General features: G+C 47.3%; 9 protein-coding genes. 4 read left to right on the forward strand and 5 right to left on the reverse strand.

Annotation, left to right across the window (positions count from 1 at the left end; all coding sequences use genetic code 11):
• Positions 1–58: 58 nt before the first annotated feature.
• The 4 genes from sprA (at position 59) to JNN12_06040 (ending at position 10,067) form a co-directional block, all read left to right on the forward strand.
• Positions 59–8,245, forward strand: coding sequence for a cell surface protein SprA (sprA, locus tag JNN12_06025; GenBank protein MBL7977879.1), 8,187 nt, complete (start codon positions 59–61; stop codon positions 8,243–8,245).
• Positions 8,246–8,318: 73 nt separating this feature from the next.
• A complete protein-coding gene (locus tag JNN12_06030) occupies positions 8,319–8,897 on the forward strand; it encodes a hypothetical protein (protein ID MBL7977880.1) in 579 nt (192 codons plus the stop codon).
• 30 nt (positions 8,898–8,927) lie between these two features.
• The gene (gene lipB / locus JNN12_06035) at positions 8,928–9,683 is read left to right on the forward strand and encodes a lipoyl(octanoyl) transferase LipB (GenBank protein MBL7977881.1); all 756 of its coding nucleotides are present in this window, start codon (positions 8,928–8,930) and stop codon (positions 9,681–9,683) included.
• 42 nt (positions 9,684–9,725) lie between these two features.
• Entirely contained in the window at positions 9,726–10,067 is a 342-nt protein-coding gene (locus tag JNN12_06040) for a hypothetical protein (protein ID MBL7977882.1), read from the forward strand.
• Positions 10,068–10,145: 78 nt separating this feature from the next.
• Here the strand turns inward: JNN12_06040 and trpE are convergent, their stop codons facing one another.
• The 5 genes from trpE to JNN12_06065 all read right to left on the reverse strand — a co-directional run bounded on the left by trpE (position 10,146) and on the right by JNN12_06065 (position 21,753).
• Positions 10,146–11,639, reverse strand: coding sequence for an anthranilate synthase component I (trpE, locus tag JNN12_06045; protein MBL7977883.1), 1,494 nt, complete (start codon positions 11,637–11,639; stop codon positions 10,146–10,148).
• A 265-nt stretch (positions 11,640–11,904) separates the two neighbouring features.
• Positions 11,905–14,622 carry a bifunctional acetate--CoA ligase family protein/GNAT family N-acetyltransferase gene (locus tag JNN12_06050; GenBank protein ID MBL7977884.1) on the reverse strand — a complete coding sequence of 906 codons (2,718 nt, stop codon included), beginning with the start codon at positions 14,620–14,622 and terminating at the stop codon, positions 11,905–11,907.
• 149 nt (positions 14,623–14,771) lie between these two features.
• Positions 14,772–15,398: a DUF1684 domain-containing protein gene (locus JNN12_06055; protein MBL7977885.1), complete on the reverse strand. Its 627-nt coding sequence runs from the start codon at positions 15,396–15,398 to the stop codon at positions 14,772–14,774.
• Positions 15,399–15,500: 102 nt separating this feature from the next.
• Positions 15,501–20,432 (reverse strand): hypothetical protein, encoded by a 4,932-nt coding sequence (locus tag JNN12_06060; protein MBL7977886.1) that lies wholly within the window; start codon positions 20,430–20,432, stop codon positions 15,501–15,503.
• Positions 20,433–20,535: 103 nt separating this feature from the next.
• A complete protein-coding gene (locus JNN12_06065; GenBank protein MBL7977887.1) occupies positions 20,536–21,753 on the reverse strand; it encodes a glycosyltransferase family 4 protein in 1,218 nt (405 codons plus the stop codon).
• Between the last annotated feature and the right edge of the window lie 55 nt (positions 21,754–21,808).

The following is a 21,808-nucleotide window of genomic DNA, read 5'->3' on the forward strand; positions in this document are numbered from 1 at the left end:
AAGGTGTCAGCATACGGCAATGATGTGTTGTGAAACTGAACCGAAAACCTTAGTGTACATGCCAACCCCCATCCGGTTTTTCAATTATTTATTATCTACCCTCGGTACTGGTAGTTTTCTGTTTTTGTGTGTCGCCGCCAACATGGCTCCATATCCGCATCAAGGCTCCAAGATGGTTCCTAAAAACGGTTGGTTCGTCATCGCTACGGCAGATGGAAGCGCCCTTTTGGTGAAAGCCCCGCCCTATTTGCCGGATAAAATCAAGAGACAGACAAATTCCCACAACCGTCTTGCGAATCTGGCACAACCCACCCCGTTTAAGTCTCGGCGGATCGCACAGTCGGACTCCGACACGGTGAAGGTCCGGTTGCCAAAGAACGTCCCTCCTCGTAAGCCAACTGCTACCCTTCCCGACACCATCCGTCAGGTTATTAGGCCAGATAGTACCGAGCGGGTAATGCCAGATTCCATGCGCACGGCCTTAGACACGCTGCGTCTGGTTCCTCGCTACTTGGAATCGTCCAAGCCGCGTCTCGGCCTGATGGCCCATCCTAAATTTCGCAGAAATAGCCCCTTTTCGGTCCCTCTTCCTTCCAATTGGAAACACGACGTTCAGTTAGATTCTCTTTCCAATAGTTATGTCATCCGCGATCTAGTGGGAAATCAAGAAATACGTTATACCACCAGAGCACCCTTAGGGACTTTTCTTACGAGTAAACGCCAAGAACTGATTGAACAAAACTTCCGAACACTTTCTTCTCAACGAACGGAGCAGCGGCAGTCTCGGCGGAATAGTGGGTTTTCGTTAAATTACCAGATTCCGGGCGGGCAGAATACGGCCTTCACGACCATTTTTGGAAAGCCTGAAGTGGATTTACGGGTCACGGGACAAGCAGACATAGATGCAGGGTTTGAACGTCAGACCACTGATGATCCGAGCCGCCTTACGCCTACACGTACCGACCCACTGTTTAAACAAAACCTACGGCTTGGTGTGCGTGGTACAGTGGGAGACAAGTTGAGCATAGACGTAAACTGGGACACCCAGCGCCAGTTTGAATACGAAAACCAATTGCGTTTGGTGTACACGGGGTATGAAGACGAAATTATCAAGCGTATCGAAGCAGGGAACGTGACCTTAGACAGCCGGTCTTCGCTTATCAATGGAGGACGTAGCCTTTTTGGCATTCGGACAGATCTGAAACTGGGCGGGATAGACCTGACAGTGGTGGCGAGCCAGCAAAAAGGGAATGGCAGCACCTTAGAATTGGAAGGCGGCGCCGAGTCCGAACAAATCAAAATACGGGCATTCGATTATGAGGACAATACCCACTATTTCCTAGGGTATTATTTCCGGAGCCAGTTCGAATCCACGTTTTCCTCCCCGCCAACAGCGGTCACCACCATTCGGGAAATTAACCGGATTGAAGTCTGGAAACAAAACATTCAGCTCAACAACCCGAATCAGTCTAATTTGCGACAAGTGGTCGCATTTGCAGACCTCGGCGAACCTCGCACCGTTGTCACAAACCCGAAGGGAAGCCACAACCAATTCCCAGATGGAGAGCCCAATGATCCGGATTATTTTTATACCAAGACCAACTTAAACCGTTTGCGCGATGGTCAAACAGCGGTAAAGGACGTAGTAACAAATAGCAACATATACCAAGAAGGCCCTTTCCAGTTGCTTCGGCAAAACGTAGATTATTCCATAGACCAATATCGGGGCTTCATCACCCTAACGTCTCGGCTCTCGCCCGATGAGGCACTGGCTGTGGCATACGAATATACCGATGTCAATGGCAATATCCACACCGTTGGAGACCTCACGGGGAGCAGTAGCAGTTCTTCGGGTGGCGGTCTAACAGATACCCGGCTGGTGCTCAAACTGCTTCGGCGGCAAAAACCCCAACCAACCGACGTGACGTGGTCCCTCACCTTGCGCAATATTTATCGCCTACCCGCTTCCAATTTGATGGAAGAAAACTTTAAACTCCGCATCCAATACGACAAAGCAGGGCAAAGAGCAGATGAAAAAATCCCCGGACTTAGTGTTCCAAACGAGCCTCAATTGTTGGAAATGCTGGGTTTAGACCGGATCTCCCGCAGCAATTATAACAAGAGTGATACCGAGGTAGACTTTGATACGGGCACTTTAGATGCCCGCAATGGCCGCATTATTTTCCCTTATTTAGAACCATTCGGACGTCGTATCCGGGACATTATCGAAGGCCGGGCCTACAAAAACACCCAAGCAGGCAGTGTGCAAGTAAAAGACTTTGCATTTGATACCCTATATACCGCCCAACCCTCCGTTGCACGCACCCTTAGTCAATACGATATTTACAACATCACAGGATCCGCCAGTGGGGGCGTACAATCTTCGTATAATCTAGGGTTTGCTTTGGTCGAAGGCTCTGTTCGGGTATTTGCCAACAACAACGAACTCAGTCCGGCAGACTTTACAGTCAATTATGATTTTGGGAATATCGAAATTTTAAATCCGGCATACCTTACACCAGGCAATAAAATCCGGATAACCTATGAGCGCCAGCAGTTTACCGCTTTACAACAAAAAAACCTGTTCGGCGTCCGGGCTTCGTATAATTATCAAGATCGGCTATTGTTTGGTGCAACCGCCATGCGTCTTAAAGAAAAGCCCAACACCGACAAATACCGGATTGGACAAGAGCCGATAGCAAACCGGATTTGGGGTTTTGACGGCAGCTATAATGCCAAGCCGCGCTGGTTAACAAGAGCCATAGATGCGCTTCCGCTCATCCAGACCCGTGCAGAAAGTTCCTTAGACTTCAAGGCGGAGTTTGCGCACTTTTCCCCCGAAAATGCCGCAACATTGGCCTTTGAGCGCACGCAACGGGAACTCAAAAAATTAGGACGTGACTTTGCCGAAGACGAACGCAGTGGCGAAATATCCTATATTGATGACTTTGAAGGGATTCGAAACCCTATTTCATTAGCCAATGCGGGAAACTGGACCCTTTCCAGCGCGCCAGACTCTTTAGATAAATTCCGCATCGGGCGCTCCACTATTAATGATTCGCTTCTTACCACTTGGCGAGCACGTATGGGCTGGGCCAATATTGGATACGAGCTATACTCCAATTCTGATACGGGTATCCCCACTTCCTATGCCGAATTGCCCCAATTATATCCCGTACTGATCAAGGATATTTTGCCGAATTACGATGTAACAGGGCTTCAGAAGCGCGATCAGTATGTCACGACCCTGAACCTGTTTTTTGATCCAACGGATAGAGGGCCGTTTAATTACGCGACGGACTTTGATCGGTTTATCAACCCAACAGAACGGAAAAAACTGTGGGGTGGAATGATCCGTCGGTTGCCGGAAGCACAAACCGACTTCACAACCCAAAATATTGAATTTATTGAATTTATATTCTCTCCATATACCGATAAAGCAGGTCCTGATGCCAAAATGGTGATCAACCTCGGCTCTATCTCGGAAGACGTCTTGCCCAATGCTCGACTTAACACCGAAGATGGTCTTTCTACAAAAGAGGTTAAGTCCGGTAATGAAATAACAGATACTTGGGGCCGGATTTCTGGCGGAACGCTGAATAACATTCTGGGTATAGAAGAAACGTCTGACCGCCGCACCGAAGACTTGGGGCTTGATGGTCTCTCCTCGTATGACGATGCCACCTATGGCCCACTAAAAGACAAATTCAGTAATTTATATAAAGACAGCCAAAGTCGGGTTTACACCGAACAAACCTTTTTTAAAAAATTTCTCGACACCATTAATCCGGCAAACAGTACGTCCAGCAACCGCAACACAGAGCAGTATCAGCAGTTATGGCAAGCAGCGTTGGCGGATCCATCAGGCGATGATTTTCGGGACTTTAGGGACGAAACGTGGTGGAAAGACCGTGATCCGGATAAACTGAGCCGTTTTAACTTCCACTTTTCCGGATCTGAACTCAATTCCCCTCAAGGCCAACGAGACATCTGGTCTAAATCACTCGGTTCAAGTAAAATCCCGGATTCGGAAGACCTAAACCAAAACAACAACCTGAATTTAGACAATAACTATTATCAGTACGAAATCCCGTTAGACATAACGGTATTAGAAAAATTAGCCAGACCCGAAGAAACCAACGACTACATTATAACCAAAACGGCAGAAGCCAAGGAAGGGGGTTCTGCTTGGTACAAAGTAAGCATTCCTATCCGCGATTTCACTACAAAGATAGGAAATATTAATGGCTTTAACCTGATTCAGGCCATCCGGATCTGGCTTACCGGCTTTGAAGACAAAGGGCAGGTTCGGTTTTCCACATTCGAGTTGGTTGGATCCCAATGGCGGGAGTCCAAACTCATTGGGAATGAGACTGTTCGCAAAGAAACCCCTCTTGTGATCTCTAGCCTGAACAGTGAAGAAGATGCTGCCCGCTATGCAACCCCTACCACGGCCATTGTTCAGGAAATCCGCAACTTCCAAAGCGGCTCGGCATCCGTCCGAAAGGGTAATGAACGCGCCATGGCCCTTAATGTCACCAACTTACAGGCAGGAGACCATCGAGCTGTTTATAAAACCTATACAGAAGGGCTAGACCTATTGAAATATCGCAATATCCGGATGTACACCCATATTGAAGGCCGAGATGAAACAGGACGCCCTTTACGGAAAGAAGACCAAAACTTTGACGGCCTCCGGATGTTTATCCGTTTAGGATCCGATGAGAATAAAAATTATTACGAATACGAACTCCCCGTAACCCCCTACGAATTGGCTCCGGGTGAAAGCCCTGATCCGGATAAGCTTTGGCAAACATTCCAAAAAGTGGGAGACAAAACCATTGACCTGAACTCCATGCACGTCAAAATTCCGGACTTGATCTCCCTTAAATCATTCCGTGATCAATTATTGGCCGAAGCCCGGATCAAAGAAGGACAAATCGTTTGGAGTGATACCACCTATACCGAACTGATAGACAACCAAGAAAAACAAACGGGGTGGTCTGGTGCAACCCAAACCTACCTGACAGACGTGAAAGCCCGCCTTGCCATTAAAGGAAACCCTACGCTTTCTCGTCTCACCTCCATTGTCATCGGTATTCGGAACAACCGTTCTCCCATAAACGAAACAGGATCTCTTCCGAATGGCAAATCCAAACAATTCCAAAGTGTTACACTCTGGGCAAATGAACTGCGGGTAACCGAATACGACGCCTTGAGTGGAAACGCAGGACTTGCCACCGCCAACATCCGTCTCGCAGATTTTGCAACCGTAAGCGCAAACGCCAACTATCGTGACGAAGGTTTTGGGTCTTTAGACAGTCAACTTGGCAGCAGGTCTGGCCAAGCACAACGAGATTGGGGCATTACTACCAATGTCAATTTGCATAAATTATTACCGGAACGGTTTGGATGGAACATTCCATTCAATTACTCCATAAAGTCGAACGTTGCTACTCCTCGCTTCCTTCCCGATCAAGGAGATTTGCCCCTTAAGGAAAAACTGGCGGCCATAGAAGAAAACACAACCTTAGACGCCCGCGAAAAACAAGACCAAAAAGCGGCCTTGCTAAGCCAGGCAGAGACAGTTAGTTTTAGCCAATCGCTTTCGGTTCCCATTACAAAGTCGAACTCACAATCTCCGGTGGTGAGGTATTTGTTAGACCCGCTCTCGGTCTCCTATCGCTGGTCGGAGGGCAATAGCCGAAATCCTCAGACACGTGCGGATAAAAATTGGCAATGGGGTGCCTCGGCCTCGTATAGCCTGAACCTGCAACGCCTCAAAACCGTGCGGCCTTTCCGGTTTATCCCAAAAGATTTGCCCGTTTTAGGCGGTTTGAACAACCTGAGGCTGGCCTACTTACCACAAAATATTAAGGCTGCTGCATCCACCGACCGCAACTTCCGGAGTAGTCAACAACGCCCAAGAACCGACCAACAATCTACCAAGCCTGATGAATTGGCGTATCCTTTCCGCGAAACCCATGATTTTGGCATTCGCAGGACGTTCGACATCACCTATAATCCGCTAAGTTTTCTATCGCTTTCCTACCGAAACGAGACCAGTCAGACATTCTTGAGCGGACTCGACTCTCTGTTCTATGTTAAACATAAGACCACCCGCAACGAACAGTTGTTTATTAACAACCGCCAAAATGCCGAATTGGCCGTACAAAATGATCCGGATAACCTATACCTTTACGAACGCATTGACCCACGTTCTACGCAAGACGTGGTACGTCAATTGTTTACGAGTCAGGCAGATATTCGCGCAGATCGTCATGGACAGGACTTTAGCGCTTCGTTTGATCCCAAATTAGACCGGGTGAAATGGTTGGACTGGGTGAACATCCAGCCTATCACCTATAATGCGCGGTTCGACTGGGACAACGGAAATAAATCGGCCAGTGATGTCGTAGGCGCGGGGGTCAGTAATACCGTCAGTTGGAAAGGTGGTGCCAGCTTCCGCCTAAAAAATCTGTACGATAAAGTACCGCTTTATAAAAAAGCCAAGCAGGTGGATCAACAAGACCGCACCCGCAGACAACAAAAAGCACGGGAAAGACGCGAAGCCAATGAAATTGAAGCCCGAAAAGAACGCGCACGCCGTGAAGCCGCCGCCAGACAACGTGCAGCCGAGAAACAGGCAGCTAAAGAAGCCAAAAACAAACCTACTGTTACCGTAGGTGTCGAAAAACCAGCCGAAGGATTGGCCACATCGGAAGATGCGCTTGCAAAACCAGCAACCGAAACAGCCGTAGAACCAATTGTTGAAAAACCAAAACGAGACACCACCAAAACGAAGAGAAATTTTAATCTACCCCTACCAGATCCCAAGCGGGTGGCCCGTTACATGTTCTTGAAAGCCTTCTCGATCTCTGACTTGTCTTTCAACTACTCTCGTAATACAGGTGCACAAAGCGGAAATCTCCAAAGTGGGTACTATCTTTTTGGGGAAAATATAACCCCCTGGAGGTATCGGTTTGGCTTCACGTCGTACCTCCCCGCCGATACCCTAACCCGTGTAAACAACACACGGCTCCAAATTAGTGACCAGATTCGTGCCAGCACCCAATATGGCCTTCGTGGTTCCTTGGAACTATCCCAAGACTTGCGTGTGGACCTCACCAGCGATGTCAGCTTCGAGGACGCCAATCGGATTTCTTATAAGATAGAAGATGATTCCCCCGATTTACTCCGCGACACCAACCTAAGTGGAAAAGCCCGGGCCTCGGCATGGGCCATTGGTGCAAACTACAATGTGATGGTACAAGACCAGTTTAATAAACTTCGGGCACTTCAGAAAAACGATCCAGACGCAACCAGTTTTATTGTTGAAGAAGGCGAAGAGGGTGTCCTAACCAACCAGTCTGTGGGCGCGAGTTTCCGAAAAGGGTTTATTACCGCCATCGGTAGCCGGACATTTGACAAAAAAGGCTATCTGCCCATTCCATTACCCAACTGGAACATTAGCTATAATGGTTTACAACGCTTGCCTTTCCTGTCAAAATTAGTCCAAAGTGCTACCCTGAGGCATGGGTATTCTACGAGCTACGACATGGATTATCGCAACAACCCACGTGAAGGCAAAGAAGAAGAGATCACGTTCAATGGCGTTAATGCCGCTGGCCAAGAGGTGGCTTATGTGATCAACTACGCCCTTCCGGGAGAAGAAGTGAGCGGTGTTCGGATCAATGAGCGGTTTAGTCCATTAATCGAAATGGACTTGCGGTTCAAAAATGGGATTCAAGCAACAACCAAATGGGCTAAATCCAACGCCTATACTTTTGGAACTACCAACTACGACCTCTCGAAAATTGAGACAAATGAATTTGAATTCCGTACCAGTTATTCAAAAACCGGACTGACTCTTCCGTTTAAACTTCCATTTATGAAAACCAATCGCCTGAACAATACCATCCGGTTTAGCTTTTCGATTGGACTACGGGAAAACAAGGAAAGTACGTTCCCCCTTAAGAAGAGTTTAGAACAAGCCCTTCGGGCAGATTATGAGGCAACTTCCCGTGGAGGTTCCCTAAATTGGCAAGGCTTCCAGTTTGAACCCACCCTGTCGCGTTCTCAGCGAACGGTAGATGCCGAACCGCGCTTATCGTATCAGTTTTCCGCACGGGTAACGGCAGATGCTTTCCTTACCTACTCCAACCGTACAGGTAAAGACAGAACGGAGCCCAACCTAAGTACCTTAAAAGGTGGATTTAATTTCCGGGTCAGTATTTCAAATTAATGCGTATAGCGTCCGTATCAAAAGGATGGTCATGTGGGTATTAAAAGAAGACCCTTTTCCTAATAGAGACCTCATGAAACACGTTTTTTTTCTCCTTATCGTCTGCATCCCTTTGGGGCTCAGTGCGCAGCAATCGGTGGTTCACAAAGGCGCCTGGGAAGTAGGTGGCCAAATTCGGTATGCAAAGAGTCATTTTTTGCCATCGGATAACCCTGCCTCTTCTGCTTCTGGTTCTAATGTCCGGGTTTTGAACCTCTATCCCGATGTGCAGTATTTTGTGTGGGAGGGCTTGGGTATTGGATTCTCCATGGCCTATGGGCACGTAAAAGACTTGCAAAAACCCAAAGAATCTGGAAGCCAGTCCTATGCCATTGGACCCAAGGTGGCCTATTATCACAAGTTAACGCCCGCCTTGTACCCATTTGTGGCCGCACGATACAAAATAGAACGTAGCCAAACCGGAACCTATAAGCAAGAAGGCTATGGATATGGAGGCTCGGTTGGCATATTGTGGATGACGAACAAGAACGTGGGATTGGTATTAGACGCATTTTCCGATCGCGCCTTTTCCCCCCTTTCTCACGATCCGGGTTATCGCTCCTCGTACAAAGAACAAGGGCTGCGTTTTGGTTTTGCTATTTTGTTGCGTTAAGACCACACACAAATGATACACCCCCTTCTCTTGGAACCCGCTTCAAAACGGCAAGTGGTGGTCTGCCATCTCGGACGAATTCCCTATGCAGATGCGTGGACACTTCAGCAGAACCTACAAAACAAACTTATTTGGGCGAAAAGACATACGCCACCCATCCAACTTCCTCATATCCTCTTGTTGGTGGAGCATCCACACGTTTATACGTTAGGGAAAAGTGGGCAAGCAGCCAACCTCTTGTTATCGGATGAACGCCTTGCAGAAGTAGAAGCCACCTTTTTCCGCATTGACCGAGGGGGAGATATTACGTATCATGGGCCGGGGCAACTGGTGGGCTATCCTATTTTGGATTTAGATCGGTTTTTCACTGATCTTGGAAAATACCTCCGTCTATTGGAAGAAGCCATTATTCAGACATGTGCCGATAACAGCCTTATTGGTGGACGGGTGAGTGGGCGTACTGGTGTTTGGGTGGGGCCAGATGAACATGGGCCCGAACGAAAAATCTGTGCCTTGGGCATTCGATGTAGCCGTTGGGTCTCTATGCACGGTTTTGCCTTTAATCTAAATACGAACCTCGATTATTTTTCGTACATTGTCCCCTGTGGCATCCGTGATCGCGGTGTAACTTCGGTTGCATTAGAAACGGGCACTGTTGCACCAGAAGAATTGATCCGTGCTCAATTTGTGATCCACTTTGCTTCCCTCTTCGAGGCCGAAACAACCACGCTACAATACGACGAAGCTCAATCCTTTCTGGATGCGTTGTTGGCATATGAGCCATAAACCGAATCAACTTGAATCCTTCATTTAAAAATAACAACTATCATGGCATTTGATCTTAAAGCCTTCACTTTGGAATTGATCGCTGAATCCGTTTTTTATGATGACGAATATGGCTTATTTTCCAATGTGATATTAATTGACAAAGCAAACAACAGAGAGGCCTATTACGCCTATTACGATCCCGAAAAAGATGATTTTGTCATCGAGGTAGCAAATGCGTGGGAAGCATTGGCCGAGGAAGAGTATCAGATTGCCAGCGCCGGCGAAGAACACAGCCGTTACGAATCCGTAGAAGAACTTTCGGCAAAGCTACTTGATATGGCCGAGGCTGGTGAACTGGAACCCAAAGTCATGATTATTTTCGAGGATGACGAAGAAGGCTAAATCGAAAAGTTCATTCTCCGTTTTACAGAGGTCTTCGTGACCTCTTTTTTTTTGCTCAAGTCTTGACAATACAATAACTTATTCTTTTCCTGCAGCACGCCAAACGGCTTTACGGAGCGCCATAGATTTATTAATGGTCTCTTCAAACTCGGCCTGTGGATCCGAATCCGCAACCAATCCTGCACCAGCCTGCATATAGATCCGATTTCCCTTTACCACCATCGTTCTAAGAGCAATGCACGAATCCATGTTATTCGAAAAATCCAAATAACCAATAGCGCCCGAATAAATACCCCGTTTGGTGGGTTCAAACTCATCTATGATCTGCATGGCACGTACCTTAGGAGCCCCAGACACCGTCCCTGCGGGAAAACAGGCAGCCAACACATCCAACGCCCCTTTTCCGGGTTTTAGTTTACCGGTAACCAACGAAACAAGGTGCATTACGTGCGAATACCGTGCAACATAAGCATACTCTTCTACCTTTACCGTCCCATACTCACAGACACGGCTTAAATCATTCCGTCCCAAATCTACCAACATAAGGTGCTCGGCCCGTTCTTTCGGATCAGCGAGCAATTCGGCTTCTAAGTTTCGGTCTTCTGCGGGGCTTGTCCCTCTGGGCCGTGTTCCGGCAATGGGTAAAACCTTTGCGTGGCCGTCTTCGATAGACACGACATCCTCTGGTGAAGAGCCAACCAACATGAAATCCACAAAATCCAAAAAAAACAAATAAGGGGAAGGATTTACCTGACGAAGTGCGCGGTATAAATTAAACGCATCTCCCTCAAACTGTGTCTCGAACCGTTGTGAAACCACCACCTGAAAAATATCTCCTTCATAAATGTACTGTTTACTCTTCTCGACAGCGTTTTTGTAAGCTACAGGCGTTTGGTTGGAGGTAAACTCCTCCTTCATCAACCGAATGGGGGGTGGCGCAGCAAACCGAATGTGTGAAAGGTCTTCTTCCAACTGCTCCAATTTCTCGTAAGCAGCATAATACGCCGCTTCGAAGGAAGAATCTGGATGAATGAAGGCATTGGCAATTAAGACCATCTCGTGACGTACATGATCGAACGCCACCAAACTATCATAAAAACACCAGACCGCATCCGGAAGACCAAGATCGTCTGGCGGTGTATCCGGCAAGTTTTCGAGCAAACGCACCGTATCATAGCCCATAAACCCAACCGCCCCCGCTGTAAGCCGTGGCAACTCTGGGGCCTTGATTTCCACATATCGGTCTAACATTTCCTGCAAAATCGAATATACATTTGCCTGATGAAAGACACGGTCTTCGTTGTCGCGGGTTGATGTTCGGTGAACCTGCCGGCCATGGGCTGTTACGGTACAATATGGATTTTTACCAATAAAAGAATACCGTGCAAGGTGTTCCCCTCCTTCTACGCTCTCCAGCAAAAAGGCAGCTTTCCCCGTTTCACGCAAAGCCAAAAAGGCCGAAACGGGTGTAACCAAGTCTGCATTTAACCGCTTATAAATCGGAATCACCAACTCCTGCCCGGCTGGTAAAGGATGTTGAAGAATAAGTTCTTTAAAGGCTGCAAAGGTCATATTGTACATTTTATAATCTGGTAAAGCGATTTTTATGCGCCCACATGCAAAAAAATCCCTTCTCTTATCACAAAAAAAGCCTGCCACACAATGATGCGGAAGGCTTTTACATCAACAAATCGCAATTAAACGTCTATACGCCCCGCCTGCCACATACTTTTAGGTAGTGAGGAGGCTTTGCCAATTGACAACAGACGATATGTAGTGCTTAACCATAGTAGGCAAAATAATCTTATGCTGTGCGTTAAAGCAAGTCCTTTTTACATTAATTCCCTACTTCAATCACCGCATGAACCACTTGGGCATCGGCATCATAATGAAGCGTAAAGCCCACTTTTTCACAAACCCGTTGCATCCCCCGATTTTCCGGCAGGATTTCCGCAATGACCCGCTGCATCCCTTCGGCACGTGCGATGGCCACCAATTCCGAGAGCAATTTGGTTCCAATGCCGGATCTTTGAAAATCATCGCGAATCAACATCGAGAATTCTGCATCACCAGTGTCTCCAACAACTGAAAGCCGACCAATGGCCAGAATCTGTGGCGTACCATCTGCTTGCTCGTGCTCCATAACGAGGGCCATCTCCCGGCCATAATCCACATGAGCCACCCGAATCAGGCGATCGTGATGCGTCCGTTGCGACAGGTTCAGCGATTGGAAGTACCGCATATAGACACTGCGCTCGGATAGGTGTTCATGGAATTCTGCAATCAGGGGTTCATCTTCTGCCATAATCGGACGAACGATCACCGCTTGTCCGGTCTTGAGGGTTTGAGCAGAAACATATTGCGTAGGATAAGGGCGAATGGCCGGTTGTGGTAAGGCCGCATCTGCAAGGTGTGCAGGATGCAAGACCACCCGTGCATCCAATGCTACAAATCCATCGGCAGTAGCAAGCAAAGGATTGATGTCTATTTCTCTGATACGCCGTTGTTCGGTCACCAATTGACTAAACCGCACCATGAGTTCTTGGAGCTCTTCTATGTTTACTGGTGGTTTACCCCGGATGCCTTTGAGCGCCAAACTAATCTTGGTTTGCTCAATCATTTGTTTTGCCTGAATCGTGTTTAATGGCGGTAAACCAAGGGCACGGTCTTTAAAAACCTCGACCATCGTACCACCAGCACCAAACAGGAGTACAGGACCAAATTGGCTGTCCTCACTGGCTCCCAAGATCAACTCATACCCATCTAAGCGCACCATCGGTTGTACGGCCACCCCATTAAAAGCGTCAGGCGGAACCGCCGATTGGATGTTCTGGAAAGATCGGCGCACGGAATCGGCATCCCGTAGGTTAAGTTTAACCCCTCCTACATCTGTTTTATGCGTAATGGTATGGGAGTGGATTTTCACGACCACAGGATAACCTAAACTGTCTGCTCGTGATACAGCCTCGTCCTCCGTTGTAGCCACATAGGTTGGAACGGTCGGGATGCCATAAGCGGCCAATATTTGTTTGGCTTCAGACTCGGTAAGGATTTCACGGTTTTCAGCACGGGCCTTGTCTATCATTTCGCGTACACCAGCCTTTTCTTGCAACATTTCTTCGCTGTCAATGGCGAACCGAGGTGTTTGGTAAAGCGACTCCAGTCGGCGGAAATACCGGTACATCATGACGAAATGTTGTGCAGCAGTATCTGGGTACTCAAAAACCGGAATGCCAGCATTGTTCAGAATTTCGTGACCTTTGGCCACCTTGTCCCCACCCATCCAAGCAGCCAAGACGGGCTTTTGAGGCAGCTTTGCATATTGAACCAATACATTTGCGGATTCTGTTGGATCGGTCATGGCTTGTGGTGTCAACACAACCAGCAGTCCATCTGTATTCGGGTCTTTCGATACCACCGCCAATGTTTTTGCAAAGGTTTCGGGCGTAGCATCCCCCAAAATATCTATGGGGTTGGCATGAGACCAATGTGCGGGCAAGAACGCATTCAATGCCTCTATTGTCTCCGGCGCCAAGGTCGCCAGCGTACCGCCGTTATTGATGAGGGCATCGGTAGCCAAAACACCTGGTCCACCCGCATTGGTAATAATCGCCAAGCGGTTTCCCTTGGGTCTTGGTTGCTTGCTCAGGATATCGGCCATATTAAACAACTCAGAAATCCGTTCTACACGCATTACCCCTACACGACGAAAAGCCGTTCGCAACACATCAAAACTCCCGGCCATCGAACCCGTATGAGACGCCGCCGCCTTGGCCGCTTCCTCGGTACTTCCCGCTTTGATGACAATAATAGGCTTGGATCGCGAGACCTCTCTCGCTGCCGACATGAAACTACGGGCATCCCCAATAGACTCCATATACAATACGATACTCTTCGTTTGTGGGTCATTCCCGAGTTGATGCAAAAGATCTCCCCAAGAGACATCAAGCATCGAACCAATGGAAACAAAGGCGGAAAACCCCACATTTTCGCGACGGCTCCAGTCTAAGATGGCTGTACACATCGCTCCCGACTGAGAAATAAGCGCTACCGAACCCGGCTTGGCCATTCCGTCTGCAAAGGTAGCATTAAGCCCCGTCTTCGGGCGCATAACACCAAGGCAATTAGGACCAATAATCCGAATTTTGTGTTTCCGTGCAATGTCTAAAACTTCCTTCTCGAGTGCAATGCCTGCCTCGCCAATTTCTTTAAATCCTGCGGATATGATAATAATGCTCTTCCCCCCTTTGTCGGCACATTCTTGAACCAGCGCGGGAACGGTGGTGGCTGGCGTCACGATAACCGTTAGTTCTGGCGTTTGAGGCAATGATGTCAAAGAGGGATAACATGCAAGCCCCATTAATGTTGTACGCTTGGGATTAACCGGAAAAACCGCTCCTTTAAACACCTCGTTTTGCAAGTTTTCCATGATAATCCGTCCTACACTTCCCTCTCGGTCGGTGGCGCCCACAACGGCGACGGATTTAGGATTAAAAAAGGCGTTCAGGTTGCGGCGGTTTTCCCGCAAAATATCGTGGCTGGGATATAGTTTCATAACAGATGGGCGTTTTTCGTTTCCGAATATGTGCTTCGGTTACGACACCTCATCGGGGCTGTTCCACCCATCACCGAGTTTTAACCCAAAACCTATACGCCCTTAACAAGAAGCGTTTTCAGCCAAACCCAATTACCACAAACCTCGTATCACTCATGGGCAATGATCCGAGACTGCTTTTCACCCGCTGAAACGGGGATGGAGAGTTTGTTTTCTGCGGGTGGGAGGGTGCAAATATAATCTGGATTATAATCACAATATGGATTATAGGCTTCGTTAAAATCTACCACCAACGAATTACCAGAGATTTTCCGGGCGCTCAGATACCGACCGCCGCCATAAGTTTCCTTTCCACTGGTGGCATCCCGAAAGGGGATCCAATAAATATCCGGTGGTTCCTCTTCCAATTTAAACACCAATAGACGTTGCTCCCCCTCCGGAAATTTCAGGGCTACAACGCCAGCACACTTATATTCCCTTTCCTTCTCTGTAATACGCTCTTTCATGCGTACAACGCGATTGTTTTCCGTTGGCAATAAAGGAACAACAAAGCGATAGGCCGAATTAACCTCGAAGTATTTAAGTCCTTTAAAATTAGGTATATCTTGAGGACGAAGCACCCTGGTTTTAGGGTTTCGAAGAGCGGAATCTTTTTCAAAACGATTTTGCAAAATGGCCTGTTCATAAGCACTGAGTTGTTTTTCGCAACCTACCACCAACAGCGACAAAGCAACCCAATGCACCAAACGCAATGTTTTTCGGATACGATATAACATGAGGTACACAGGAAAATTTTGAATGTGTATGAACGCCAGAAAATAAAGAACCTGCCCAGAGTTATCCAAGCAGGCCATTGAAAATCCGGAAAGGGCGCTGCATCAACGGATAATCACCAATTTCTCTACGCTGGATTCACTGTTCACCGCCTGCAACCCTTCCTTGGTGCGCAAAATTACTTTGTAGAGATACGTCCCTGTAGCCAGTGCATCGCCATCGGCGTCAGTTCCATCCCATTTTACCATGTTCCAATTCATCCGAAGAACACCCGACTGTAGTTCGGTAGGATTTTTCACTAAATCAAATTCACGAACCAACCGTCCACTCAGGGTAAAGACCCGAATCCGTAAATCTTCCACCAATGTAGTCGCTGCGCCACGAAGACGGAAAGCAAACGTGGTTTGGTTAATCATTGGATTGGGATAAGGGTACAAACTCTCAATTTCCGCCGCGCTTTGTACACGAAAATGTACCTGATACGGCTCCGCCTGATTGCCGGAAACATCACGAACAGCCAAAGAAAGGGTATAAGTTCCATCCTTTCCCGTTAGATCTGGTTTATATATAATGCGTGCACGGTTGTCGGCAGAGGTCCCCTTGATAAAAGTAACATCAGGGCTTGTAAGATCTACATTGACGTTGTTCAGCTTTAGCGTAAACAGTTTTACATCATCCAATAAACGATTCTGGTCATTGTCCGATAAAACCACTTCGATAACAGGGGTTGCGGTGACGAAGGGGTATAGGGGGTTTTCCGGATTAACAATGGGCTTGGGATCATTCAGCAATTCCATGCCATCTACTGTTATTCGGTAGGACGGTGCTTGTTTATCCGAGACTACCGTGAAGTTTTTTAGTAGCGTATTATTAAAAACAATGGTTTCGGGTACGTCCACCTGTTCAATAAAGACTTGAATTTGGTTTTTTCCCACACGCCCCACCGTAGGAATGGTTTTGCTAAAAGCAGCAATTGCATTGGGCGCAAGGGTTGCCACCGAGTCACGTCCGATGATGGTTGTCTGGTTTTGGGCATTGGTGAGCGCAAACAATGCCCGGATTTTTCCGGCGGCTGTCTGGCTGAGATTTTGCAACTTAACCTGTACCGTTTGGGGTGCGCCTTCTGCAAGCGATTCGTTACCCAATGTAAATTCAGTTGGTATCAATGCAATATCTGGCACGGGATCGAAGGCCACATGTGCATAATGTAATTGGGGCGTAGTTTTATGTGAGCCGTCTTTAAAGGTGGCCCTAAGGCGGATAAACGGATGGGTTTTTGCATTGATTCCTGCAAGCCCAATGGCAGGAAGCGGCTCTTTTAGCCCAGCAAGCAAGGGCGTTTCTCCAGTTGCGGGCAAAATATCAAAGGTGATACTTCGGTCGGGATCCCCAACAGGAAAGTCTTGACCCCAAGTGAGGGTTTTCCAAGACAACGCCGGACCAATGAGGGGCGTCGTGGTTTCAGCTTCTGATAATAAAAAGGATAATGTGACTGGCAAGTCAAGTTCCGTGATGTTGGACGAACTTTGCGTCAACTCGGTAGTGGCTTCCGGCATTCCTTTTCGGGTGATCATGGCCCAAAGGTTTTGGTTTTTTCCGTCTGTTCCCGGCTTTAATAGACGGTCAATGGCCGTACTGCCAAGTCCCCGGAAGAACGTTTTGAGCGAATCCGCAACAGGTGTCGCACTAATATAGCAGGTACGAATCATCACGTAATCGCCTTTCTGCGCATTGTTGTAAATCGTCCGGAATTGTTGCCAATCCGGAAGGCTGGAATTAATTGCCCCACTAAAATATTCCTTCACCTTGCCACTATATCCGTCCAAGGTAAGAATCCCATACCCTGATTTCAAACGCAGGAACGGTTCTCCATTCACCAAATACTGGCACTTATTATTCTGGTTTGTACCACCAGAAGTGGCATCAATATTAATTTCACTCTTTGCTGTGGCAAAGGTCCACTTAGGATCGCTAAACGAGATTTGGGGCGAATGTACATTCCCTTCGAACAAGGTCCTTTGCTGAAGCCAACCCGCCGCAAGATCCGTCCGAACAGTAAAAGCTGCATGGGTCCAGTTTTCGGGTTGTAAGGGATTATCTAACCGGGCTCGCCAATAGTACGTTCTTCCGGAGGCCAGGGGCGTACTCTGTTTCCATTCCGCTGTTAACGCATTGGTCGTGGTCTGAAAACTGCGCTTAAACGGTGAAGTAAATGTTCGGGTGGAATCCATCTCAAAGAGGAAGGTCTGTTCACTCTGGCTTAAGGCCAAGGTGCTCACCCGCAGGGTAGGCGTTAGTGTCGTTTCTACGCCAAAGTTTATGGGTGAAACCACCGAAACCCCGTTTGAAAAAATGGTGATGCTCTTTTCGGCAAAATTATCTGTTTCGTCAAATTCTGCAATCTCGTTTTGGGCATCTGTTGTAATGCGAATTTTGTTCTGCCCCACCGATTGTTCGTTTATTTTCACCCTAAACGTATAGGATTCGGCTACGGTAACCGGGGCAATCCGTTGCTCATAAACGACCACCCCTCCGCCAGGACGTTCGTGTTCTAATTTTAATAAAGAAGGCTTTTCAGGAATATTTCCCAGATTGTGTAGATTCACCCGAACCGTCAAGGCAGAATCTGCCGGAACTGGGGCGGCAGGCATGACGACAACGTCACTGGCCAGTAGCCGATAATTGGATTGAGAAGGCAAACTTGTCTGGGTGGCAGGATCTCCGATCAGGTTATATTGAAGGGCATGCATTAGTTCATATGGACGTTCTGTAGCACGAATTTTCCCAGGAACCCGAACCCCATTTACAGTTGTGGACATTCTGCTGGCCAGAGAATCCAAATACGCCTGTTTTCCCAGACGGAAAATATCCCCCAACCTTCGGACACCGTCCTTGTTAATTCTTGGTATCACATGGTTCACCATATCGGCTGTAAAGGAGATATAACTAGACCCCGATCCTCCCCAGTGTGCAATTCCTCCATTCGGAGAAAACAACAACGACTCCGCAAAAACGGGATTATTGGGATCAGCAAAACGATCTCCGGCAAATGCGCCGGTGGTACACCCTAATGAAAACACAATCGGTAAACGACTAGAATTTCCCCATTCTGTTACTGGACGGGTCACAATTTCCCAACTAAACGCAGATGAATGTCCGAAATACATCATCATTCCCGCACCTTTCCTAATCCGGGTTTGAAGTGAATCCAATAGAGAGGTATCCAAAACATCGGCCAAAATACCTTTTGAGATAAAGGTCGTATCAGCCCCGAAAGGCTTTCCCGCCATTTCCTTCATCCAACGCACCACATTTCGCTTTAATTCTACTTGTTCAAAAACATTTAACCCGCCGGCAAGCCCAATTAGTTTTTTATTCCACACATCCACTGGCGCTTGTTCATATTGTTTAATTTTGTTGATGACTGTTGTACCATAGACTTCATTGTCACGCACATTCAGCCGCCCAACCGAAACCACCTCATGCCAGTCGGTATTTCCATTAAGCCCCAATGCAAACCAGCCATCGGAAGAGGGTCGGCCAAAAGAAGGGACTTCCCAAGGCTGATGCGGTGATTTTCGGTCGGGATAAAGGGCGTCCCCCCAAAACAACAGGAATTGGGGTTTGGTTTGCCATTTTTGTGACTGGTGAACAAAACGACGAATGGCGATTGGGGTAGGACGTCCAAAATCAAACTCATTGTATAAGTCCCGTACATCTATCACAACAGTCCTAAATCCATCCTTTTGCTGCCGATATGCCGCCATCTGATTGGCAGAGCCCAACAGTGCCTTGGTGGTAATAATGATATAGTCTGCTGTATTGGCGGGATCACGCCAACGACTGGGCTGTACCTGGCTGAGCAATACGGGTTTCTTGATAGCGACCTGCTGAATTGCATATAAGGGTAAATCACCCGTGTTTTGATTTTCGTAAAAAACGCCCCCTCCAGTTCCGGTAGTGAATTCGAATCTTCTTTTTGTATTTGGATTATAAACCACCACATTTCCGTTGCTCCATCCATTTGTGGTAAATCCCACCGCTCCTTTATTAGGATGGTTAAGGCGCAACATACCAGCGGTAGCAGTAAGTTTACGTTGATAATGCACCTCGATATAATCTAAATAGACCTGCGGCCGAGTTTCATTCAGTGGGTTGTACGACACGATCCGAACCTGTAGCTGGTTTAAATTCGGAAGGTCACTGAGCGGGACTTTCGCCTTAAAGTCCCTAAAAAACCAACCATTCCATTCTTTCACTACCAACTCTTTGTATCCCGTACTTCCACCCTGTTTTAGGTTTAAGCTAAGCCCTATACGGTGCGAAGTGGCATTAAGGGTACTGATTCGTACATTGACTTCGAGAGAATCTCCGACCGATGCTTCCGCGTTGGTCAACGGAATGGTATAATCAGCATTAACAGGACTTGAAGAGGTATTAACGATGGTGGCCCAATACATCCCTTCTCCACGGGTAAACAGGGGATTCGAGACTTGGGCATCGCCATCGCCATAATGATAGGTCGTTTCCTGTTCTTGCCAGATCATGGCAACATACTTCTGGGTAGTGAGGGCACCTTCCGCAAATTGAGTTGGTGCTGCTTGAGCATACCGAAGCCCCGCTTCGCTACCCGTCCAAGACAACCAATAAAAGGTGGTATCGGAATACAAGCTGAAACGTGTACTCCCTTGGGACTCAGGCGCATCATAAGCCCAACTTTCGTCCTCCCCACGGTTTTGCTTACCGATAAATTCGATATAGTCGGCATCTCCCATATTGCTCCCGCCTTGATACCAAATGGGGATTTCTTTCCCATTCTCAAACAATTGCAGGATAGAAGGGTTTATGCCGGATAAATTCAGGCCCTTCGCCCGCAACTCCTGACCTGTTACACGATACACGCCGTCTTCCACAACGGCAATCTTGAGGTAAGGCTGCGCAGGCTTTTGCCAATCCGAGTAAATAGATTGCCCTTTTATCGGGCTTGCGAACAAAATAAGAACCGCTATCGAAAGGGTAAAAAGGTAATGTCCCATATGTTTTTGCCTACATGGAAAATGACAGAAACAGCAATAATTTACAAATGGGTACCTAAAAAACGATAAGCACAAGTTTTAGAGAGAAAAAACTGAAAACGTGTTAAGGGAGGCCTTTTTCAAGTGCCAATTCCAGAATATGTTTCATGTCCACTCCTAACTTTTGACGATCATAATGTTCCCGCGCCAGTTCAGCACCTTTTTCACCAGCCTTAGCAACAACGAGGCGATCTGCTGCCAGCATTTTAATCTTCTGGGCAAGAAGATCCGGACGTTCAGGAGGGATATACCATCCACACGCCTCTCGTTCTACCACCTCTTTGGTCCATCCTGGGTTGGTTACAATAACAGGAACACCAGCGGCCAAACTGTCAAAAAACTTGGCGGGTGAATTGGCGCTAAGCACAGGCAAGTCCAAAAAAGTAACCAATGACAAATGTACAATTTTGTTCAATACCATCATTTCATGATGTGCCAACTCTGGAATATACGTCATATTGGAGGATAATACAGCAGCTTTCTTAACTTCTGGCTCATAGAAACCAAATCCACAAAGGATAAAATGGACATCCATGTCTTCTTGCATCAAACGAATGGCCTTCAAGATGGTGGGGGTATCGTTTGCACGTCCAAATTTTCCACCATATAATACCAGAAACTTAGCGGGGATTTCGTGACGTATCCGAAAGGCTTCTACTTGTTCGGCAGTGATGGCATCGCTCATCTGTGGGTTTGTACCATGTATCACCGTTTGTACTTTTTTATGCTCTTCCCGATTCAGCAAACCCACCACATGGTGTTCCATATCGGGGGAAGAAGTGACAACCGTTGTCGCAGCATGGTACAGCCACTTTTCCATCCATTTAAAAAACGCGATTACGGGCCTACTTCTGAACCCTTTCATCTGAATCGGGAAATCTGGCCACAAATCCCTCACTTCCAAAACCCAAGGGACGCGATAAAAACGAGCTAAGATAAAAGATATTAATCCAACGGTCAGAGGTGTGGATATCCCCCAAATCACGTCTGGTTTTTTGCGTGTTCTCAATCCTGCAAAGAGGGCCTTCCATGCAAATCCACCATACGAACGAATTCTTTGCCATTTCCCCATCGCGTTGTCGAAGGATATGGGCAACCAGACGATGTCCACCCCTTCTGGAGCCAAGGGAAATAAATTTGTCTTTTTTTTATGTAAAAAATAAGGCGTAGTAATCACCTGAACAGAATGTTCTTTCCCAACCGCTTCCAAGAGCGAAAAAAGTCTTATATTTCCCGGCGTATCTGGAGTATTATAATATTGATAAAAACACAATATGTGCATATAATGATTAAGTAATAAAGATACGTTTCAACTATTTTAAGACATATATGACCGA

Source organism: Bacteroidetes Order II. bacterium, assembly GCA_016788705.1.
Classification (GTDB): domain Bacteria; phylum Bacteroidota; class Rhodothermia; order Rhodothermales; family UBA2364; genus UBA2364.